The organism is Shewanella sp. Sh95 (genome assembly GCF_001308045.1).
GTDB classification, from domain to species: Bacteria; Pseudomonadota; Gammaproteobacteria; order Enterobacterales; family Shewanellaceae; genus Shewanella; species Shewanella xiamenensis.
Window position 1 is genome coordinate 1 of the sequence record NZ_LGYY01000061.1, and the last position, 18,098, is coordinate 18,098.

Here is an 18,098-nt window from a genome sequence, read left to right on the forward strand (position 1 = left end):
GGTCAACTGCTGATAATTCATGGTAGTACTGCTTGTTTCTTTGGCGAGAAGAGCGTACCACTTTTAGCAGTTGGCTTCCTCTTCTACACCTTTCCATGAATGTCGCACTTATTATCTGAAATCGGGTAAGAGTAACAGGCTAAGGAGTGGCACAATGGCGAGGTAGTAATCACTGCTAACAAGATAAGCTGTAATCAATAGCGTCGCGACATAAAACCCGCTGAGGGTTTCTTTTAGCAGATAACAGAGTTGCCCTTCTAAGGTGGAGAGAGTTAATTCATTATTTGTTAGTTGATTGATCGTAAAGAACAATCCGCCAGCACTTAAGGCTAACGCGATAAGGGGGAAGCCAAGGGCACCCACTGGCGATAAGCCGCCGAGTTCGAGTAAGGTCAAGCCCGAGAGTAGGCTGTAGGCATTGAGCGCCAGTCCCATCACTAGCAAGACATAGGCTTCGGCGCGCACTGAAATCAGTTTTTCGTTGAGTCCAATCCACAACAGTAATATTGCCTCGAGTAGCAATACTAACCCTAAGAAATCATGGCTTACCAGATAAAGTGCCGCAAAGGCGGCAAAGCTTCCGCCAAACACTAGCAAGAGGCTAGATTGGGATTTAGCGAGCCGATTGTTAAGTTTAAGGTATAGCCCTACGCAGACTAGTGCGTTAGCGATAAAGATTTCCCCTGCAAACTCAGTAAATTGTGTCAGTTCAAAGATCACAAAAGCCAATAACGCAATCGGCAGTGCCAATACCCTATGGCTTAGTGATGTTGTCGATGAGTTAACGATAAGCCCAGCTAGCCCATAGAGATAAAAGAGCGCGTTAAGACTCACAACGGCCAGCACAGCTTCGCCGTGCCATTGCTGGAGTGGTAAATCGACAAAATAGCTGAAGGCTTCAATACAAGCGATATGTAATAAGGCGGTCATTTCAAGCAGTAATGGCCACTGCAATTTGCGGCTTTGTGCTAATGCCCCAGTACCAATCAGCAGTAAGTAGGGAACATATAGCAGCAGCGCATAGCTTTGGGATAACAGCATCATAGGTGCCGTTGAGCCACCAATTAAGGCGATGACCGCAATGACTTTGGCATCGAGGCGCATTGAAAGGCCATAGCCCGCTAAGGTAATCAACAGCAATAGAATAAAGCTGGCGCCGTTGGGAATAATCTCAAAATAGGGGCCAATAAAATAAGCGCACAGATAGTTTAAGATCAGCCCTAATCCAACGATTCCCGAGCCAAAGTCGGTCATACCTTGGCGTTTTTGACGGATAAAAATGCCGCCAGCGATAATCGCATTTGCACAGCCAAAGCCGAGTAATGCTTTACCGAGTTCAGAAAACCAGTGATTAATGGAATATTGCAGCAGATAACCAAAACCTAGGGTGAGGGTAATAATGCCGGCCACAGTCATTAAAAACACTGGCCCCAAGCCCTTCGCTTGATAATGTTGATAGAAGCCTTTTAGCTGTTCTTTTATGGCCACAAAGGGATCCATTATTGCGGCAACGCCTTGCGATAAAAAGGCTTCTACTTGGGCTTCAACTTGGCTTGTTGCTTGAACACCTAGTTCTACCCGAGTTTGCTTTATCAGCTCGATATCAGTGGCTTGTGGCGAATCATGTTGCTCGCGAGAGCGCGGGTTAGTTTGGCGCTGCCATGGATCATCCTGCCAAGGTGACGTGGCAAGGGCTTGTAACTTAATAGGATGTGAAACCGTTTCGGACTGCAGAGCGGCATGGCTCGCTATTGCGTGAGCATCTGTTGTGAACGCAATCGGGGATGACTCGGTAGCAGATTGCTCAGTTATGCTGCTCGTGTGAATGAAACCATTATTTTGCTGTTCAAGCTTTAAGCTTAAGGTATCAAGTTTGGCTGAGAACTCAGCTAGTTGGCGGTCAAGTGAAGATTGCTGCGCGAGGTGCTGCAACGTTAATTGCATCAATTCTGCCTTGAGTTGCTCTACGTCATCCTTTAACGGCATATCAGTATCCTAAATACGCTATCCATATAAATCAGGTACATAAAAGTCTAAGTCGTTTAGTTTTATGTATTTGCTTTCGCGGATTGTACTGACAACTTAGGGCGGCGGCTAGTTAAAAGCCGCTGTTCAGAACATTCTGATGATGAGCATCTGAGCTAATTTTGCGAAAACAGCGCTAATCGCTAGCGCCTGTTCCGCACTGTAGAAAGGACTATTTTCGGGCTTGCAGGATGACAAATTTGCCATTTGAGGCAACTGTGGTGCAGTTTTTAAATAAGCGTTGTAATTTTACATGATAAGCCAAGTGGCGATTGCCAACGATATGTAAAATCCCACCATTTTTTAACCGACGACGGGCATCTAAAAACATTTGCCAAGCAATATGATCGGTAATGGCCTCACCTTGATGGAAGGGCGGATTACACAGTACTAAATCAGGCTCTACATTATCGGGAAAGTGGCTCATGCAATCATCCCAATGAAAATGTCCCTTGCCTTCGGGGAGTTGATTGGTTGTCCAATTGGCCTTTGCCGAGGCAACAGCCATTTCGGAGTCATCGATAAAATGGATATCGGCATTGGGATATAATTGGGCGGCACGAAGCCCTAGCACGCCATTACCACAGCCAAGGTCGACAACCGTGTTAAATTCACCTTTTGGCAGATTATCGAGCATAATTCGTGCGCCAATATCGAGCTTGTTGGCGGCAAATACGTTGCTTAAGTTGCTGATTTTCAGTTTAAACTCTGGAATATCCCAAATGATTTCATTTGGCAGTGTTCTTGGCTTACCATCACTAATACAAGTGATCACGCGGGTTTTCTTCCAAGCAAGGCTGGCGCTCGCTGGCCCCAAGTGTTTAGCAAATAATGCCAGTAAACTCGCGTTGATTGATTTGGCTTTTGCGCCAACTAAGACGCGACAGCCAGCGGGTAATACCTGCGACAGGCGCATGAGCTGGTGGGCAAAGTAGGTGAGATTCTTCGGTAATTTCATCAACACTAAGGCGACATCTTGAGGCAAGGTGTCGCGACTGGTAAACCATTGCAGGTTATCCATCGGCAACTGATTGTGATGATGATTTTGCTCTGCACCTAAAAAACTGGTTCTGGCATCGGTTTCAACGCGAAGCGGCCAGTTGGGATTGATACGCGAGAGGGCGCAACTTAAGGCGCCAAAACTATCGTTAATAATGGCCGTTGGCACAGCTGGTTGTTCACCTTCAATCAAACTATTGATTAAATGCTCGTCTGCGGCATCCCACGCTTGAAGATTCGATTCCTGCGATGCGGGATAGCGAAATAGTTCGAGTTCTATTCCTGCTACTGAAAATTGTGTCGTCATGTTGTGTTGTGCCAATAAAAATAAGGCGCTGATTATCGCAGATTTCATGGCCGCTTGCGATGTTTGCCTTAGTTTGTATACCTTGAAGTATGTCTTTGATGCCGTACCATGGCAGCCAAGTTTACTGGTCAAATTTGAATCCTCAGACTGAGGCTGGATACACTGTTGACTCGCAACGCTGCGCAAACCTACGTAAAACATTACTATCATTGGCGTTAGGCTGATTGTCGAAAGGGCGAACTGTGCATAAGGTGGGAGTATGAAACAAGCTGAATTAGGATTCGAATTTGAGGATTATCCTTTGGATACACCTGATGATGTGCTTGCCATCGAAAGCCTAGATATTGGACAACTCGAACCACCTATCACCTTAGTACGGGATTATCTAGGTAAGGCGCAGCAAAATGCGTTGATTAATGAGGCGCAATCATATCCGCTTACTCGCCCGCAAATTCAAGTGTTTGGACGATACCATTCGATCCCTCGCCAGCAGGTTTGGTATGGCGATTTGGGATGTGACTATATGTATTCGGGGCTATTTATTCGTGCCCTGCCTTGGCCTAAGTATTTGCAAAAATTGCGCGACAAACTGCAGCGGGATTTTGGCCTAGGCAGCAATGGTGTGTTAGTGAATCGCTATGCCGATGGTCAAGATTGCATGGGCGCCCACAGCGATGATGAGCCCGAGATTGCAAGCGGCAGTGATATCGCCTCTATCAGCCTTGGTGCCTCGCGGGATTTTGTGATTAAACATAAACACAGCAAGGTGAAATACACGATTAGCTTACACAGTGGTGACTTACTGATTATGCATTGGCCAATGCAGCAAGATTGGTTACACAGTGTGCCTAAGCGCTTAAAGGTTAAGGAACCCCGTTGGAACTACACCTTTAGGCAATTGATTGTTAATTATCATGGCTGATTGAAAGCCAAATCATTTCATACTGTTACTAAATTGGCTCAGCTTAAAGCCGCAAAGCTGACGTTGGGATTTGATCTTTTGTACTTGAAGCAGTACTCTGCGGCCACTGGATTTTCCCATGTTGAGATTTGAATATGTCCAATACCCATGCGCAGGGCACAGTGGCACAGACCATTGATAAGAAGCTAACCGAAAGCTTCTCGCCAACTCATTTAGAAGTCCTTAACGAAAGCCATCGTCACCATGTTCCGCCTAATTCAGAGACTCACTTTAAAGTGGTTGTCGTCAGTGATGAATTTGAAGGCCTTCGCTTACTTGCCCGCCATCGTTTGGTAAACAATTGTTTAGCCGATGAATTAGCGAACGGTGTGCATGCACTTTCTATCCATACCTTCACTCAGAGTGAATGGGCTAAGGATGTTGAAGTGCCTAAAACGCCAAATTGTCGCGGTTAATTGCACCCCTGATTTTATAAAAGCCACGTTATCAACGTGGCTTTTTTGTTTTAGGTCAAATAGAGGAAATTATTGGGTTTCCCTCCCTAACTTTATGTGTTAACAATATGTTTTATTTCAGCAGTGTTAAACGTTCGTCGTTCGATAAAAGCACGCTAATTTTCATACTGTTAACTGGTTATTTGTCTTGTGGGAGAGGTTTGATGCGTCATTTGGGGAGTCTATTGCTTGCGGTATTACTGATTGGACTCGGTGGGTGTAATCCTGCGCCTTCAAAGACCGAACAGATTTCTGCATCCCCCCATCCTGACTCGGCTCCCGCCAAAGAGGTGATTGAGTGGCGTTTAGCCACGTCGTGGCCGAAAAACTTCGCCGGTTTAGGCATGGCGCCTGAGCGTTTTGCTAAGTTGGTGAACGACATGTCCCATGGCCGTTTGCAAATTCATGTATATGGCGCGGGTGAGTTAATGCCGGCCTTTGCGGTATTCGACGGTGTGAGCCAAGGTAAAGTGCAGATGGCCCACGCCGCCTCCTATTATTGGAAGGGGAAAGCGCCCGCCTCACAGTTTTTTTCTTCTATCCCTTTTGGCATGACGGCCCAAGAGATGAACGGCTGGCTGCATTATGGTGGCGGTATGGCACTGTGGGAGGAAGTCTATCGTCCCTTTGGTATTATTCCATTAGCGGGTGGCAATACGGGCATGCAGATGGGCGGCTGGTTTAATAAACCCATCAACACTATTGCCGACTTTAAAGGCTTGAAGATCCGTATGCCAGGCCTAGGGGGCGAAGTGCTGAAACGTGTCGGTGCCGTTCCCGTCAATATGGCGGGTAGGGAGCTTTATGGCGCTTTGCAAACGGGGTCGATTGATGCGGCTGAGTGGGTTGGACCAGTGAATGACCTTGCCTTTGGCTTACATAAAGTCGCCAAATATTACTATTATCCCGGTTGGCATGAGCCAGGCTCCAATATGGAGTTCTTGATCAATAAAGCCGCCTTCGAGAGTCTGCCCGAAGATTTACAGGCCATAGTCAAAGGCGCGGCGCGTGCTATCAATCAAGATATGTTGGACGAATACACCACGCGTAACGTGACAGCCCTTGAAACCTTAGTAAAAGACGAGGGTGTGGTGCTGAAGGCATTCCCGCCGGAGGTGCTTAGTGAGCTTGAACGTATTTCACAGCAGGTCATTGAAGAACAGGCAGAGCAGGACCCTATGATGCGCAAAGTGTACCGCGCTTACCATGCGTATGAGCAAGGTGTACGTGAGTATCATAAGATTTCAGAGGATGCTTACAGCCAGCAGCGCCAGCACTAATGCTGCTAATTTGAACAAAATGTTCATATTAGCGTCTGATTGATATGAGATGATTTCATCTTACATTATCTTGTTATCGACCGAATCCATTTGGTGTTATGCTTGCGCCCATAAACCGATAGCGGTTGTATCGCCCTAAGAATTTGGAGAGCCCTATGCCATTACTTGATAGCTTTACCGTTGACCATACACGGATGAATGCGCCTGCCGTGCGCGTTGCCAAACATATGAGTACCCCCAAAGGCGATGCCATTACCGTATTCGATCTGCGTTTTTGTGCACCGAATAAAGATATCCTCAGCGAGCGCGGTATCCATACCCTAGAGCATTTGTTTGCGGGCTTTATGCGTGATCATCTTAATGGCAGCGATGTTGAAATTATTGATATTTCTCCAATGGGATGCCGCACTGGTTTCTACATGAGCCTGATTGGTGAGCCTAGCGAGCGCCAAGTGGCCGATGCATGGCTTGCCTCTATGGAAGATGTGCTCAAAGTGGTTGAGCAATCTGAAATTCCTGAGCTTAACGAGTATCAATGTGGCACTTATCAGATGCACTCGTTAGAACAAGCCCAAGATATTGCCCGTAACATTATCGCCGCAGGCGTGAGTGTTAACCGCAACGACGACTTAAAACTCAGCGATGAGATCTTAGGTCAACTCTAAGCTTTGCTGGGCTAGCGCATTCTGCGCTAGCGAGGTTCAAAGTGTTAGCGTCAAGAAAGCGACATTCGTCGCTTTTTTTTTCGAGTAAATTCAGCTATTTTACAAAATAACAACAAAAACGCCGTACGCTAACAAACACTTTTGGGAGCTTGGTATGTCCAGTCGCTACTTTGTGATGTCGCTGACCGCGCTTGCGGTTGCCTGTGTTTACCCTAATACACTTAATGCAAACCCGCTCCATTCTCAGACGCTCGATCTGATTGAACTCAATAACCACTATCACTCCAGTGATGATGGGATGCAGTTGAGTTACTTAAACAGCCTAACCTTATTACGAGCCGACCACAGCGGAAACAGTGCGAATATCAGTATGCGCTCCGCCAGCCAAGGCGTAGCTGTGATGCAAGATAGGGTGTATTTCTCACCCGCGCCTTATTCGGCGTCGCAGTTGCAGTTACTGCCTAACCTTTTACTACAACAAAATGTCACGAGTACACCACTGGCAAATATGCCGGTAGGCGGGCAGGGGGCCTTTGGGGTGGTGAATTACCAGAGTCTTGAAATTGCCGACCAACCTCAGTCAGGTAGTTTTCAGGTTGAAGGGGCAACGGATTCCGACTTCAATGCCGGCATGACTTGGGGTGTTAAGCAAAAGGAATATGGAGCCTTATTCGCGGCGAATTATCTTCAAGAACAAGGTGATGCAAATTTTTTCAACGGCAGTGATGCCGACAGAAAAAAAACTGACCTGCTGTTTAAGGTCAACGCCGCCAGTTTGCTCGGGGCTCGTAGTCCGCAGCAAACAGAATTTACTTACCAATTTATCGATGATGACAGTTATCGCTCGCAACTTGGTATCACGGCAGCAGACTGGCAACAGGATCCTTTACTCTTATATTCGGCAACGGCACAAGATAAGCACCGGGGGCGGCAGCACAAGTATCAGCTATCACACCAAGTGGATTTAGGCGGCAGTAAAGTGATCACTGACTTCTACTATCAGTCCTATTCACAACAACTGAACCAACTTGGCTTGTTTAATGGGCAAGAGATTGATGCTGCAACGCTTTCAGGCATCTCGGCTTTTGATCGAAATCCCAGTGCAAATGGCGCCGATTTAAATCTGCTGGTCCAAGATAACGATTACAGCGCTTTTGGTGCCCAGACCCAAGCCATAAACCAATACGGCGAACATCAAATTATTTACAGCGCTCGTTATCATACGGATAAGGCCGAAATGCACTTTGGCGAACAAACGGCGTTATGGCAAGCGGATAGAAGTCTGATGGCTGATGAGTCAAATGCCCTGTTCGCTTACACGGATGATGCCACTGCGCTGACGTCGGCCATCGATTCGTTATTCCGCTGGCAAGGCATGCAAATCAAGTTAGGGCTTACTTACGAGCATGTGAGTGTCAATCGTGAAGTGAAGCAAGCGTTCGCGGGACTAGACGAAGCGGACTTCTCCGATAGTGATTGGATGCCGCAATTAGGTGTTCTCTATGATGCGGGCGATTGGCGTTTTAGTACCGATATCCGTCGTGCCTGGACTGCGGCAAGCGCGGGGAATACCACCCAAGAGGCTCAGGTGTCGCTCCATTATCAAGTGAGTGCCCAATATGCGCGTGAAGGGATAAAAGCGGATTTACGGGCTTATGTGCAAGAGTTCGACAATTTGCATGTGGATTGCGATAGCTATTCGATGTGCGCCGATGAACGCTTGTTAACCCAAGAGAATATTCCCGATGTGCTCACCTATGGTGTAGAACTTGGCCTTGGCTATCGCTGGGATCTGGGTGGGGTAGAGCTACCCTTAGGGCTAAATTATCAATATCTTAGCGCCGAGTATCAAACCAGCACTTGTACCGATGTCCAAGGCTGTGTTCTAGAGGGAGAGAGATTGGCTTGGTTACCCGAACATCAATTGCAATTGAGTGCGGGGGTTAACTATGGCGAATATCAACTAAATCTTGAGGCGGCCTATCAATCGGAGCGGAATTTCAGCCAATTTGGTAGCGAACTGCAACAGGTTTCGGGCCAATGGCGGGTCGATTTAGCGGCAAACTATGATTTTGATAAACACCATAGGTTGTATATTCGCGTCGAAAACCTACTCGATGAGTCCTTAGTCACCACAGCATCAAATAGCGGAATTCGGTCTGAAAATGGACGGATCAGCTATTTGGGTTATCAATGGCGTTTTTAAACTGAATTAAATCTTGTTTAAAGGTTATTCAACGAGAAAGCGAAATGGTCGTATTAAGCCTCGCCATAAAGAGGTATCGACCTTTCGCTAAATTATTTCTTTTAAAATTAATGTTATAGTATTTGACGACCGTAATATTTTCTCTTTCTGAGCCCTCACTCGGTCGGAAGGTGAACGCTGTAGCGCATGATTCTTTTAAATCCTTATTTGAGGTTTGAAATCACCTATAATTTTCGTGGCGATGCCACGGCAATTGGGGTAAAATGCGCGCGACCAGCGTGATTGCGATCGCATTTCTGTGATAAATCTGCGCTAGCTCAATGCAGTAGGTTTTGTTTAAAACCTCAGTATTTAGCAGGAACGCGGCGCATTGTCTTTCCTTCAAAACGTAGTGCTTGTGGATATGATTACAATTAAGAAAGGATTGGAACTGCCTATAGCAGGCGGACCAGAGCAAGTTATCCATAATGGCCCAGCCATTAAACATGTAGCTACTTTGGGTGAAGAGTATATTGGCTTACGTCCAACGATGAAGATCAAAGTGGGCGATAAAGTACAAAAAGGTCAGGTGATTTTCGAAGATAAGAAAAATCCTGGCGTAAAATATACGGCTTTAGCCAGTGGTACTATATTAGACATTAACCGGGGCGCCCAGCGTGTGCTGCAGTCTGTTGTTATTCAAGTAGAAGGGAACGAAAGCGTTGCCTTTGCTAAGTATGACGCCACTGCTCTCGATACGCTAGACTCGCAACTGGTCCGTGACAACCTGATCGAATCAGGCTTATGGACTGCATTGCGTACACGTCCTTTCAGCAAAGTGCCTGCCGTAGATTCTTCTGCCGCTGGTATTTTTGTAACCGCGATTGATACGCAACCCCATGCCGCCGATCCTGTCGTAGTGATCCGTGAGCATAAAGAAGATTTTGCTAATGGTCTTAAGGTCTTAGCAAGACTTACCGAAGGTAAAGTTTACCTTTGTAAAGCGCCTGGCGCCGATATTCCTGCCGCTAATGCCCAAGTTGAAGAATTTGCCGGTGTTCACCCTGCGGGTCTTGTTGGTACTCATATCCATTTCCTACTTCCAGCTTCTGCAAAACGTACTGTTTGGCATGTCGGTTACCAAGATGTAATAGCCATTGGTCAGCTATTTACTACCGGTCAACTGAATACCGAACGCGTGGTCGCGATTGCCGGTCCTAAAGCGGCTAAGCCACGTTTGGTTCGCACTGTTTTAGGTGCAAGCATGACTGAACTGACCGCGGGCGAAACCTTAGATGGTAACGTACGTGTTGTTTCAGGTTCTGTGCTGAATGGCCGTACTGCTGTAGGTCCTCAAGGATATTTAGGTCGTTACCACGCGCAGGTGAGTCTGTTAGAAGAAGGCACTGAAAAAGAATTCTTTGGTTGGGTGTTACCAGGCTCAAACAAATACTCTATTACCCGTGCATTCCTTGGCCACTTAAGCGCTTCTCGTCTGTTCAACATGACAACGAGCACTGGTGGTTCAGACCGCGCTATGGTGCCAATCGGCAACTATGAGCGTGTAATGCCATTGGATATTCTTCCTACTATGTTGCTGCGTGACCTGATCTCAGGTGACTTTGACGGTGCTGCCACTTTAGGCGCGTTAGAGTTGGATGAAGAAGATCTCGCACTGTGTACGTTCGTATGTCCAGGCAAATATGACTACGGTTCATATCTGCGTGACTGTTTAGATACGATCGAGAGGGAAGGCTAATGAGCTTGAAAGATTTTTTCGAACGTATTGAACCCGACTTTGAAAAAGGCGGTAAATACGAAAAGTTTTATGCCCTCTTCGAAGCGGCATACACCATTTTTTATACGCCAGGTAAAGTGAACAAGGGTAAAACCCACGTTCGCGACAACATCGACCTGAAACGTATGATGATCACGGTTTGGGCCTGTGCCTTCCCAGCGATGTTCGTGGGTATGTACAACGTGGGTCTGCAAGCACAACTTGCGTTAATCGCGGGTTTTGCAACGCCTGACGTATGGCAAGTGAGCCTGTTCGGCATGTTTGGTACCGAACTGACCGCCAACTCTGGCTGGCCAGCACTGATGTGGTACGGCGCCTGTTTCTTCCTACCTATCTACGCGGTGACCTTCGCCGTGGGTGGTATTTGGGAAGTGCTGTTTGCCGCTATCCGTGGCCACGAAGTTAACGAAGGTTTCTTCGTTACCTCTATCCTGTTCGCGTTAACCCTGCCAGCAACTATCCCATTGTGGATGGTGGCCTTAGGTATCACCTTCGGTGTGGTTGTGGCTAAAGAAGTGTTCGGTGGTACTGGTCGTAACTTCTTAAACCCAGCATTAGCCGGTCGTGCCTTCCTGTTCTTCGCTTACCCTCTGAACATGTCTGGTGACACTTCATGGGTTGTGGCTGATGGTTACTCTGGTGCAACGGCTCTGAGCCAAGCGGCAGCGGGTACCTTAGATTACACATTCAACCAAAACTGGTGGGATGCGTTCTTCGGTTTCATTCCAGGCTCTGTGGGTGAAGTATCGACTCTGGCGATTCTGTTAGGTGGTCTGGTTATCATCTATACCCGTATCGCTTCATGGCGCATCGTTGGCGGCGTGATGGTCGGTATGATTGCTATCTCTACACTGTTAAATGTGATCGGTAGCGACACTAACCCAATGTTTGCAATGCCTTGGTACTGGCACTTAGTGTTAGGTGGTTTTGCATTTGGCATGATGTTTATGGCGACTGACCCAGTGTCTGCGTCATTCACTAACCAAGCTAAATGGGCATACGGTATCTTGATTGGTGCAATGGCTGTGTTTATCCGCGTGATTAACCCTGCATTCCCAGAAGGCATGATGTTAGCGATTCTGTTTGCTAACTTGTTCGCGCCATTGTTCGACCACTTCGTGGTTCAGGCAAATATCAAGCGGAGGATTGCTCGTGGCTAGTAATAAAGATTCGTTCGGCAGAACGTTATTTATCGTCGTTGGCTTATGTCTAATTTGTGCGATATTCGTGTCGACTGCGGCAGTATTACTGCGCCCAACTCAAGCAGAAAACAAGCTGCTTGATAAGCAAAAGTACATCCTCGAAGCTGCGGGTCTGATTGACACGAAAGCGGGCAAAGTAACCAAAGCTCAGATTTTGGATACTTACAGCAAGCACATCGAAGCTAAGTTAGTTAACTTAAAAACCGGTGATTGGGTTGAAGGTGTTGATGCCAACACATTCGATCAACGCAAAGCGTCTCGCGATGTGAAAACCTCATTTGTACCTGAAAACGATATCGCTTCAGTTAAGCGTGTTGCTGAAGATGCAGTGGTTTATTTAGTGCGTGACGAACAAGGTAAGTTAACCAGCGTGATCCTGCCAGTTCATGGTTATGGCCTGTGGTCGACTATGTATGCTTTCCTCGCGTTAGATGCTGATCTGAACACGATTCAAAGCTTAGTGTACTACGAGCAAGGCGAAACCCCAGGTCTTGGTGGTGAAGTGCAAAACGCTCAGTGGAAAGCGAAATGGCACGGTAAGAAGTTATTTGATGAGCAAGGTAACATTGCTATCAGCGTAACTAAAAACCCAGCTGTTGCTAGCACTGAATACGGTGTGGATGCATTATCCGGCGCGACTCTGACCAGTAACGGTGTTCAACACTCTCTGACATTCTGGTTAGGTAAAGAAGGTTTTGCGAGTTTCATTGAAAAAGCACGCAATGGAGGTCTCAGCTAATGTCTGACGCTAAAGAACTGAAACAGGTTCTGACTGGACCTATCGTCAACAACAACCCGATTGCATTACAGGTACTTGGTGTATGTAGTGCGTTAGCGGTAACGAGCAAGCTCGAAACTGCACTGGTAATGGCGTTGGCATTAACTGCGGTAACAGCGTTTTCTAACCTGTTTATCTCAATGATCCGTAACCATATTCCTAGCAGCGTACGTATTATCGTACAGATGACCATTATTGCCTCTCTGGTAATCGTGGTTGACCAATTGCTGCAGGCTTATGCTTATCAGATTTCTAAGCAGTTATCGGTATTCGTGGGCCTTATCATTACGAACTGTATCGTAATGGGTCGCGCTGAAGCCTATGCGATGAAAACACCGCCAATGATGAGCTTTATGGATGGTATCGGTAACGGTTTAGGTTACGGTGCGATTCTGTTAGCTGTTGGCTTCGTGCGTGAACTGTTTGGTAACGGTTCTCTGTTCGGTGTTCAAATCCTGCACAAGATCTCTGAAGGTGGCTGGTATCAACCAAACGGTCTGTTATTACTGCCGCCAAGTGCGTTCTTCCTGATCGGTATTCTGATTTGGATTATTCGTACCTATAAGCCAGAGCAAGTTGAAGCAAAAGGGTAATTTGAGATGGAACATTATATTAGCCTGTTAATTCGCTCTGTTTTCATTGAAAACATGGCACTGGCCTTCTTCTTAGGTATGTGTACTTTCTTAGCGGTATCGAAGAAAGTGACTACCGCGATGGGCCTAGGGATTGCGGTAGTTGTAGTGTTAACTATCTCTGTTCCTGCTAACCAAGTTATTTACCAAGGGCTGTTAGCACCTGGCGCACTGGCTTGGGCTGGTGCACCTGAAGCTGACTTAAGCTTCTTGAAATTCATTACCTTTATCGGTGTGATTGCGGCTTTAGTTCAAATTCTGGAAATGGCACTGGATAAGTACTTTCCTCCGTTGTACAACGCGTTAGGTATCTTCTTACCTCTGATCACTGTGAACTGTGCGATTTTCGGTGCGGTATCATTCATGGTTGAGCGTGACTACAAGCTGGGCGAAAGTGTGGTGTTTGGTTTCGGCTCTGGAGTAGGTTGGGCATTAGCTATCGTATTGATGGCCGGTATCCGTGAGAAGCTGAAGTATGCCGATGTGCCGAATGGCCTGCGTGGTTTAGGTATTACCTTTATTACCGCTGGTTTAATGGCCTTAGGTTTCATGTCGTTTTCTGGTGTGTCTCTGTAAGAGACACCAAACGGCTTCTTGAATTGGACCTTCTAAGGATAAGTTAATGGATATTCTTGGTATTTTTAAATCTACTCCGCTCGAGGTTTACCTCGGTGTGAGTATGTTTACTGCTATCGTCCTGGTCTTAGTGTTAGTGATTTTATTCGCTAAATCTAAGCTAGTGTCTAGCGGTGACATCACGATCGGCATCAACGACGATCCTGAAAAAGCGATTACAACCGGTGCCGGTGGCAAGCTGTTAGGTGTGCTAGCGAACAGCGGTATCTTCGTATCGAGCGCCTGTGGTGGCGGTGGTTCTTGTGGCCAATGTCGCGTAGTGGTTAAGTCTGGCGGCGGTGATATTCTGCCAACAGAATTAGATCACATCAGCAAGGGTGACGCCCGTAAAGGTTGCCGTCTGTCTTGCCAGGTGAATGTTAAGAACGACATGGAAATCGAGCTTGACGAAGAAATCTTCGGTATTAAGAAGTGGGAATGTACTGTTATCTCTAACGATAACAAGGCGACCTTCATTAAAGAACTGAAGCTGCAAATCCCTGATGGTGAATCTGTTCCGTTCCGTGCGGGTGGTTACATCCAGATCGAAGCGCCTGCGCACCATGTTAAATATGCTGATTTCGACGTACCTGAAAAGTACCGTGGTGACTGGGAACACTTTGGCTTCTTCAAGTTAGAATCTAAAGTTGAAGAAGAAACGATCCGTGCTTACTCAATGGCTAACTACCCAGAAGAGTTTGGCATCATCATGCTGAACGTGCGTATCGCAACGCCACCTCCACGTAACTTGAGCTTACCATGCGGTAAGATGTCATCTTACATTTGGAGCCTGAAGGCTGGCGATAAAGTCACGATTTCTGGCCCATTCGGTGAATTCTTCGCGAAAGATACCGATGCAGAAATGGTGTTTATCGGTGGTGGTGCGGGTATGGCACCAATGCGTTCACACATTTTCGACCAACTGAAGCGTCTGAAGTCTAAGCGTAAGATGAGCTTCTGGTACGGTGCACGTTCTAAGCGTGAAATGTTCTACGTGGAAGACTTTGACGGCCTAGCGGCTGAAAACGACAACTTCGTATGGCATGTGGCCCTGTCTGATCCTCAACCTGAGGACAACTGGGATGGTTACACAGGTTTCATCCATAACGTACTGTATGAAAACTACCTGAAAGACCATGAAGCGCCAGAAGATTGTGAGTTCTACATGTGTGGACCTCCAATGATGAACGCGGCCGTGATCGGTATGTTGAAAAATCTTGGTGTCGAAGACGAAAACATCCTGTTGGATGACTTCGGCGGCTAATGTGAATTAGCCCAAGGTGAGAAGAGTTGCAGATGTGGAGTAAAGCTCTCATCTGCAACTTTTGCATTAAAGGGCATCCAAAAGAGTTGTTAGTCACTATGTTTAAAACCCTAGCGTTAAAAACCCCCGAGTTAAAAACCTCAGTGTTAAAGCATTCAGTGAGCTGGCTGGTCCTTGTAGGTCTAGCCTTTTTTATTTCAGCCTGTAGCAAACAGGATGAGGTTATCTCCCTCGCGGGCAGCACAATGGGCACGACCTACCACATTAAAGTGGTTCCCAATGAGCAAATGCCGACGGCCCAGCTGTTGCAGGCCGAAATTGACTTAGCACTCGAGCAAGTCAATAACCAGATGTCGACCTATCGACCTAATTCAGAACTGTCTCGTTTCAATCAGTTACCGCTCGAGCAGAGCGTTGAAGTGTCGCCTGATACCATTAAAGTGGTTAAAGAAGGCATGCGTTTATATAACGTGACGGACAAAGCCTTAGACATTACCTTGGGGCCGCTGGTGAACCTATGGGGATTTGGCCCCGATAAGCGCCCAACCAAAGTGCCGACTCAAGCCGATATCGATGCGGCTAAAGCCAAAACGGGTATCAGTGAGCTTTCTATCGAAGGCAATCGCTTAAGCAAGCACAATGCGCATTTATATGTGGACTTGTCTTCAATCGCCAAAGGTTTTGGCGTGGACAAAGTGGCCTCGATTTTAGATAAGTACCATGCAAGCGGTTACTTAGTCGAAATTGGTGGTGAGCTGAGAATTAAGGGTACTAAAGGCGATGGTAGCTCGTGGCGCGTCGCAATAGAGAAACCGACCGATGATGGCATGGCGGTGCAGCAGGTGATTGAGCCTGGCACTATGGCGATGGCAACGTCGGGGGATTATCGCAATTATTATGAGGAAGAAGGTCAGCGTTTTACTCATATAATTGATCCACGTACCGGTTTGCCGATTAATCATAAGCTAGCATCTGTGACCGTTTTGCATAAAGAATGTATGACGGCCGATGGTTTTGCGACGGCGATGATGGTTTTAGGCACAGAAGCGTCATTGGAGCTTGCCAAGAAAGAACACTTGGCGATAATGCTAATAGAAAAGCAAGGCGAAGGATTTAAAGTCTACTACAGTGACGCCTTCAAGCCTTTCCTTAAGTAGTTGGAGTTAACATGAGCACTTTTATCGCGGCATTTGTGATTTTATTACTGTTCTTTTTGCTTATGTCGATAGGTTATCTCATCAAGCGCAAAGCCGTTGAAGGAAGCTGTGGCGGTTTAGGTGTATTAGGGATTGAAAAAGCCTGCGATTGTGATGATCCCTGCGACAAGCGTAAACGTCGTATGGCCGCAGAAGAAGCGCGCCGTGAGAAGTTAACGAAAGACAGGATCATTTAATTATCCGCTTCAACAGAAATAGCCTCCTCTGGAGGCTATTTTTTTGCCTTGATTTTAGCGCTGCAGAGGTTTGGAGCGTCGATTTCGTTCTGGAAAGCACAAGCTCACGAAGGGACGAGTGACGCGGGTTATGCTAATCAGTTAACGAGTGCCTTTTATAACTGCAAGAAAGAGAATTTACTTACCTGCTGAGCGTACCCATAAAATTAATCCTTGATATATGAGGTGGATAGCTGGCTAATCTAAGCGATAATGAGAATGCTTTTTATCTTTAAGCTCGTGAAAAATAAAGAAAATTTGAGTTAGCTTGAAAACTGTACTAGGCTAGAAGCTTGATTTAGATCAATCTTTCACTCATATCAAGGATAGTTACTTATGAAAGGTCATCCTAAAGTGGTGGGACAACTCAATCGGGTGCTGACCTGTGAGTTAACGGCCATTAATCAATATTTTCTCCATGCCAGAATGTTCAAACATTGGGGGCTCGAGAAGCTAGATCACGTCGAATACAAGAAATCCATCCAAGATATGAAACACGCCGATAAGCTTATCGAGCGAGTATTATTTTTAGAGGGATTACCGAATCTGCAACAGCTCGAAAAATTGCGTATTGGCGAGCACACCCAAGAGATGCTGGATTGCGATTTAGCCATGGTGCAAGAACAACTCACACTGTTACGGGATGCCATTAGCCTTTGCGAGGCGGAGCAGGATTATGTGAGTCGCGATCTGCTCGAAGATATCCTTGAAGATGAAGAAGAGCACTTGGATTGGCTCGAGTCACAGCAGGAGCTGATTAGCTTAACTGGCATTCAAAACTATCTTCAATCGCAAATTAGTGAGTCATAGGAGCTGAATATGAAAGGTGATAAAGAGGTCATCGACGCGTTGAATCGACTCCTAACGGGAGAGTTATCGGCGATGGATCAGTATTTTGTGCATGCCCATATGTATGAAGACTGGGGCCTGAACGAACTCTATGAACGTATTGCCCATGAGTCGGATGATGAAAAGGGCCATGCGGCCAAACTGGTACAGCGCATTTTATTCCTCGAAGGCGTACCGAATGTGGCCGCGCGGGAAGCGCTCAACATTGGTTCAAACGTTGAAGAGATGCTGCGTAACGATTTGGCCTATGAGTATAAGGTCGCCGATGATTTGCGTAAGGTGATTGCGTTGTGTGAGCAGAAAAAAGATTATCAAACCCGTGAGATCTTAGAAGTGTTACTCGACGACACCGAATCTGACCATATGTATTGGTTAGAAAAACAGCTCGGTTTGATTGACCGAATTGGTTTACCGAATTATCTGCAAACTAAGATGTAACAACGCCCGCTTACGCAGCTTAAGCACAAAGGCCAGTCACTAAATGACTGGCCTTTGTTTTTGGATTTTGAGTATTTAGTCTAACACTCTGTAAAAAATCGCTATCGCAATTGGATCTTCTGATGGATGTCGATTGTTTAGCGATTCCTGTTATTTTGCTAATGTCTATTCTTTACAAATACTTGTTTACGTTTTTTCTCATCATTTCGGCTG

At 46.4% G+C, this 18,098-nt stretch carries 16 protein-coding genes and 1 pseudogene; 15 read left to right on the top strand and 2 right to left on the bottom strand.

The annotated features are described in order from the left end of the window. Nucleotides 1-126 precede the first annotated feature (126 nt). Nucleotides 127-1,986: pseudogene (locus AEA42_RS05030) on the bottom strand (DUF2339 domain-containing protein); the annotation flags it as partial. 211 nt (nucleotides 1,987-2,197) lie between these two features. Then, a complete protein-coding gene (locus AEA42_RS05035; RefSeq protein ID WP_055647165.1) occupies nucleotides 2,198-3,331 on the bottom strand; it encodes a methyltransferase in 1,134 nt (377 codons plus the stop codon). 259 nt (nucleotides 3,332-3,590) lie between these two features. On the opposite strand from AEA42_RS05035, the gene AEA42_RS05040 reads away from it, so the two are divergent. From AEA42_RS05040 to bfr (AEA42_RS05110), 15 genes are all read left to right on the top strand, one after another. Continuing rightward, nucleotides 3,591-4,253: an alpha-ketoglutarate-dependent dioxygenase AlkB gene (locus AEA42_RS05040; protein WP_055647146.1), complete on the top strand. Its 663-nt coding sequence runs from the start codon at nucleotides 3,591-3,593 to the stop codon at nucleotides 4,251-4,253. Nucleotides 4,254-4,387: 134 nt separating this feature from the next. Continuing rightward, on the top strand, nucleotides 4,388-4,708 hold the full coding sequence (locus AEA42_RS05045) for a BolA family protein (protein ID WP_011621726.1): 321 nt from the start codon (nucleotides 4,388-4,390) through the stop codon (nucleotides 4,706-4,708). 203 nt (nucleotides 4,709-4,911) lie between these two features. Next, nucleotides 4,912-6,027: a TRAP transporter substrate-binding protein DctP gene (gene dctP, locus AEA42_RS05050; RefSeq protein WP_055647147.1), complete on the top strand. Its 1,116-nt coding sequence runs from the start codon at nucleotides 4,912-4,914 to the stop codon at nucleotides 6,025-6,027. Between the two features lie 155 nt (nucleotides 6,028-6,182). Next, nucleotides 6,183-6,692: an S-ribosylhomocysteine lyase gene (gene luxS / locus AEA42_RS05055; RefSeq protein WP_011625409.1), complete on the top strand. Its 510-nt coding sequence runs from the start codon at nucleotides 6,183-6,185 to the stop codon at nucleotides 6,690-6,692. A gap of 154 nt (nucleotides 6,693-6,846) precedes the next feature. Continuing rightward, the gene (locus tag AEA42_RS05060; RefSeq protein ID WP_055647148.1) at nucleotides 6,847-8,898 is read left to right on the top strand and encodes a TonB-dependent receptor; all 2,052 of its coding nucleotides are present in this window, start codon (nucleotides 6,847-6,849) and stop codon (nucleotides 8,896-8,898) included. 403 nt (nucleotides 8,899-9,301) lie between these two features. Next, nucleotides 9,302-10,636, top strand: a complete 1,335-nt coding sequence (locus AEA42_RS05065) for a Na(+)-translocating NADH-quinone reductase subunit A (protein WP_055647166.1) — start codon at nucleotides 9,302-9,304, stop codon at nucleotides 10,634-10,636. After that, entirely contained in the window at nucleotides 10,636-11,835 is a 1,200-nt protein-coding gene (locus tag AEA42_RS05070) for an NADH:ubiquinone reductase (Na(+)-transporting) subunit B (RefSeq protein WP_011716068.1), read from the top strand. Before AEA42_RS05065 ends, AEA42_RS05070 begins: the two co-directional genes overlap by 1 nt. Then, nucleotides 11,828-12,616 (top strand): Na(+)-translocating NADH-quinone reductase subunit C, encoded by a 789-nt coding sequence (locus AEA42_RS05075; protein WP_011621732.1) that lies wholly within the window; start codon nucleotides 11,828-11,830, stop codon nucleotides 12,614-12,616. The genes AEA42_RS05070 and AEA42_RS05075 overlap by 8 nt, the downstream gene beginning before the upstream one ends. Continuing rightward, nucleotides 12,616-13,248, top strand: coding sequence for an NADH:ubiquinone reductase (Na(+)-transporting) subunit D (locus AEA42_RS05080; RefSeq protein ID WP_011621733.1), 633 nt, complete (start codon nucleotides 12,616-12,618; stop codon nucleotides 13,246-13,248). The genes AEA42_RS05075 and AEA42_RS05080 overlap by 1 nt, the downstream gene beginning before the upstream one ends. A 6-nt stretch (nucleotides 13,249-13,254) precedes the next feature. Further along, nucleotides 13,255-13,863, top strand: coding sequence for an NADH:ubiquinone reductase (Na(+)-transporting) subunit E (gene nqrE, locus AEA42_RS05085; protein ID WP_006080469.1), 609 nt, complete (start codon nucleotides 13,255-13,257; stop codon nucleotides 13,861-13,863). Between the two features lie 46 nt (nucleotides 13,864-13,909). Then, complete coding sequence (gene nqrF / locus AEA42_RS05090) at nucleotides 13,910-15,166, top strand: NADH:ubiquinone reductase (Na(+)-transporting) subunit F (RefSeq protein ID WP_055647149.1); 1,257 nt, start codon at nucleotides 13,910-13,912, stop codon at nucleotides 15,164-15,166. A 98-nt stretch (nucleotides 15,167-15,264) separates the two neighbouring features. Beyond that, nucleotides 15,265-16,323 carry an FAD:protein FMN transferase gene (locus tag AEA42_RS05095; RefSeq protein WP_055647167.1) on the top strand — a complete coding sequence of 353 codons (1,059 nt, stop codon included), beginning with the start codon at nucleotides 15,265-15,267 and terminating at the stop codon, nucleotides 16,321-16,323. Nucleotides 16,324-16,334: 11 nt separating this feature from the next. After that, a complete protein-coding gene (gene nqrM / locus AEA42_RS05100; RefSeq protein ID WP_007645837.1) occupies nucleotides 16,335-16,559 on the top strand; it encodes a (Na+)-NQR maturation NqrM in 225 nt (74 codons plus the stop codon). Between the two features lie 375 nt (nucleotides 16,560-16,934). Further along, nucleotides 16,935-17,408 (top strand): bacterioferritin, encoded by a 474-nt coding sequence (gene bfr / locus AEA42_RS05105; RefSeq protein WP_011621736.1) that lies wholly within the window; start codon nucleotides 16,935-16,937, stop codon nucleotides 17,406-17,408. Nucleotides 17,409-17,417: 9 nt separating this feature from the next. Beyond that, the gene (gene bfr / locus AEA42_RS05110) at nucleotides 17,418-17,885 is read left to right on the top strand and encodes a bacterioferritin (RefSeq protein ID WP_055647150.1); all 468 of its coding nucleotides are present in this window, start codon (nucleotides 17,418-17,420) and stop codon (nucleotides 17,883-17,885) included. Nucleotides 17,886-18,098 lie beyond the last annotated feature (213 nt).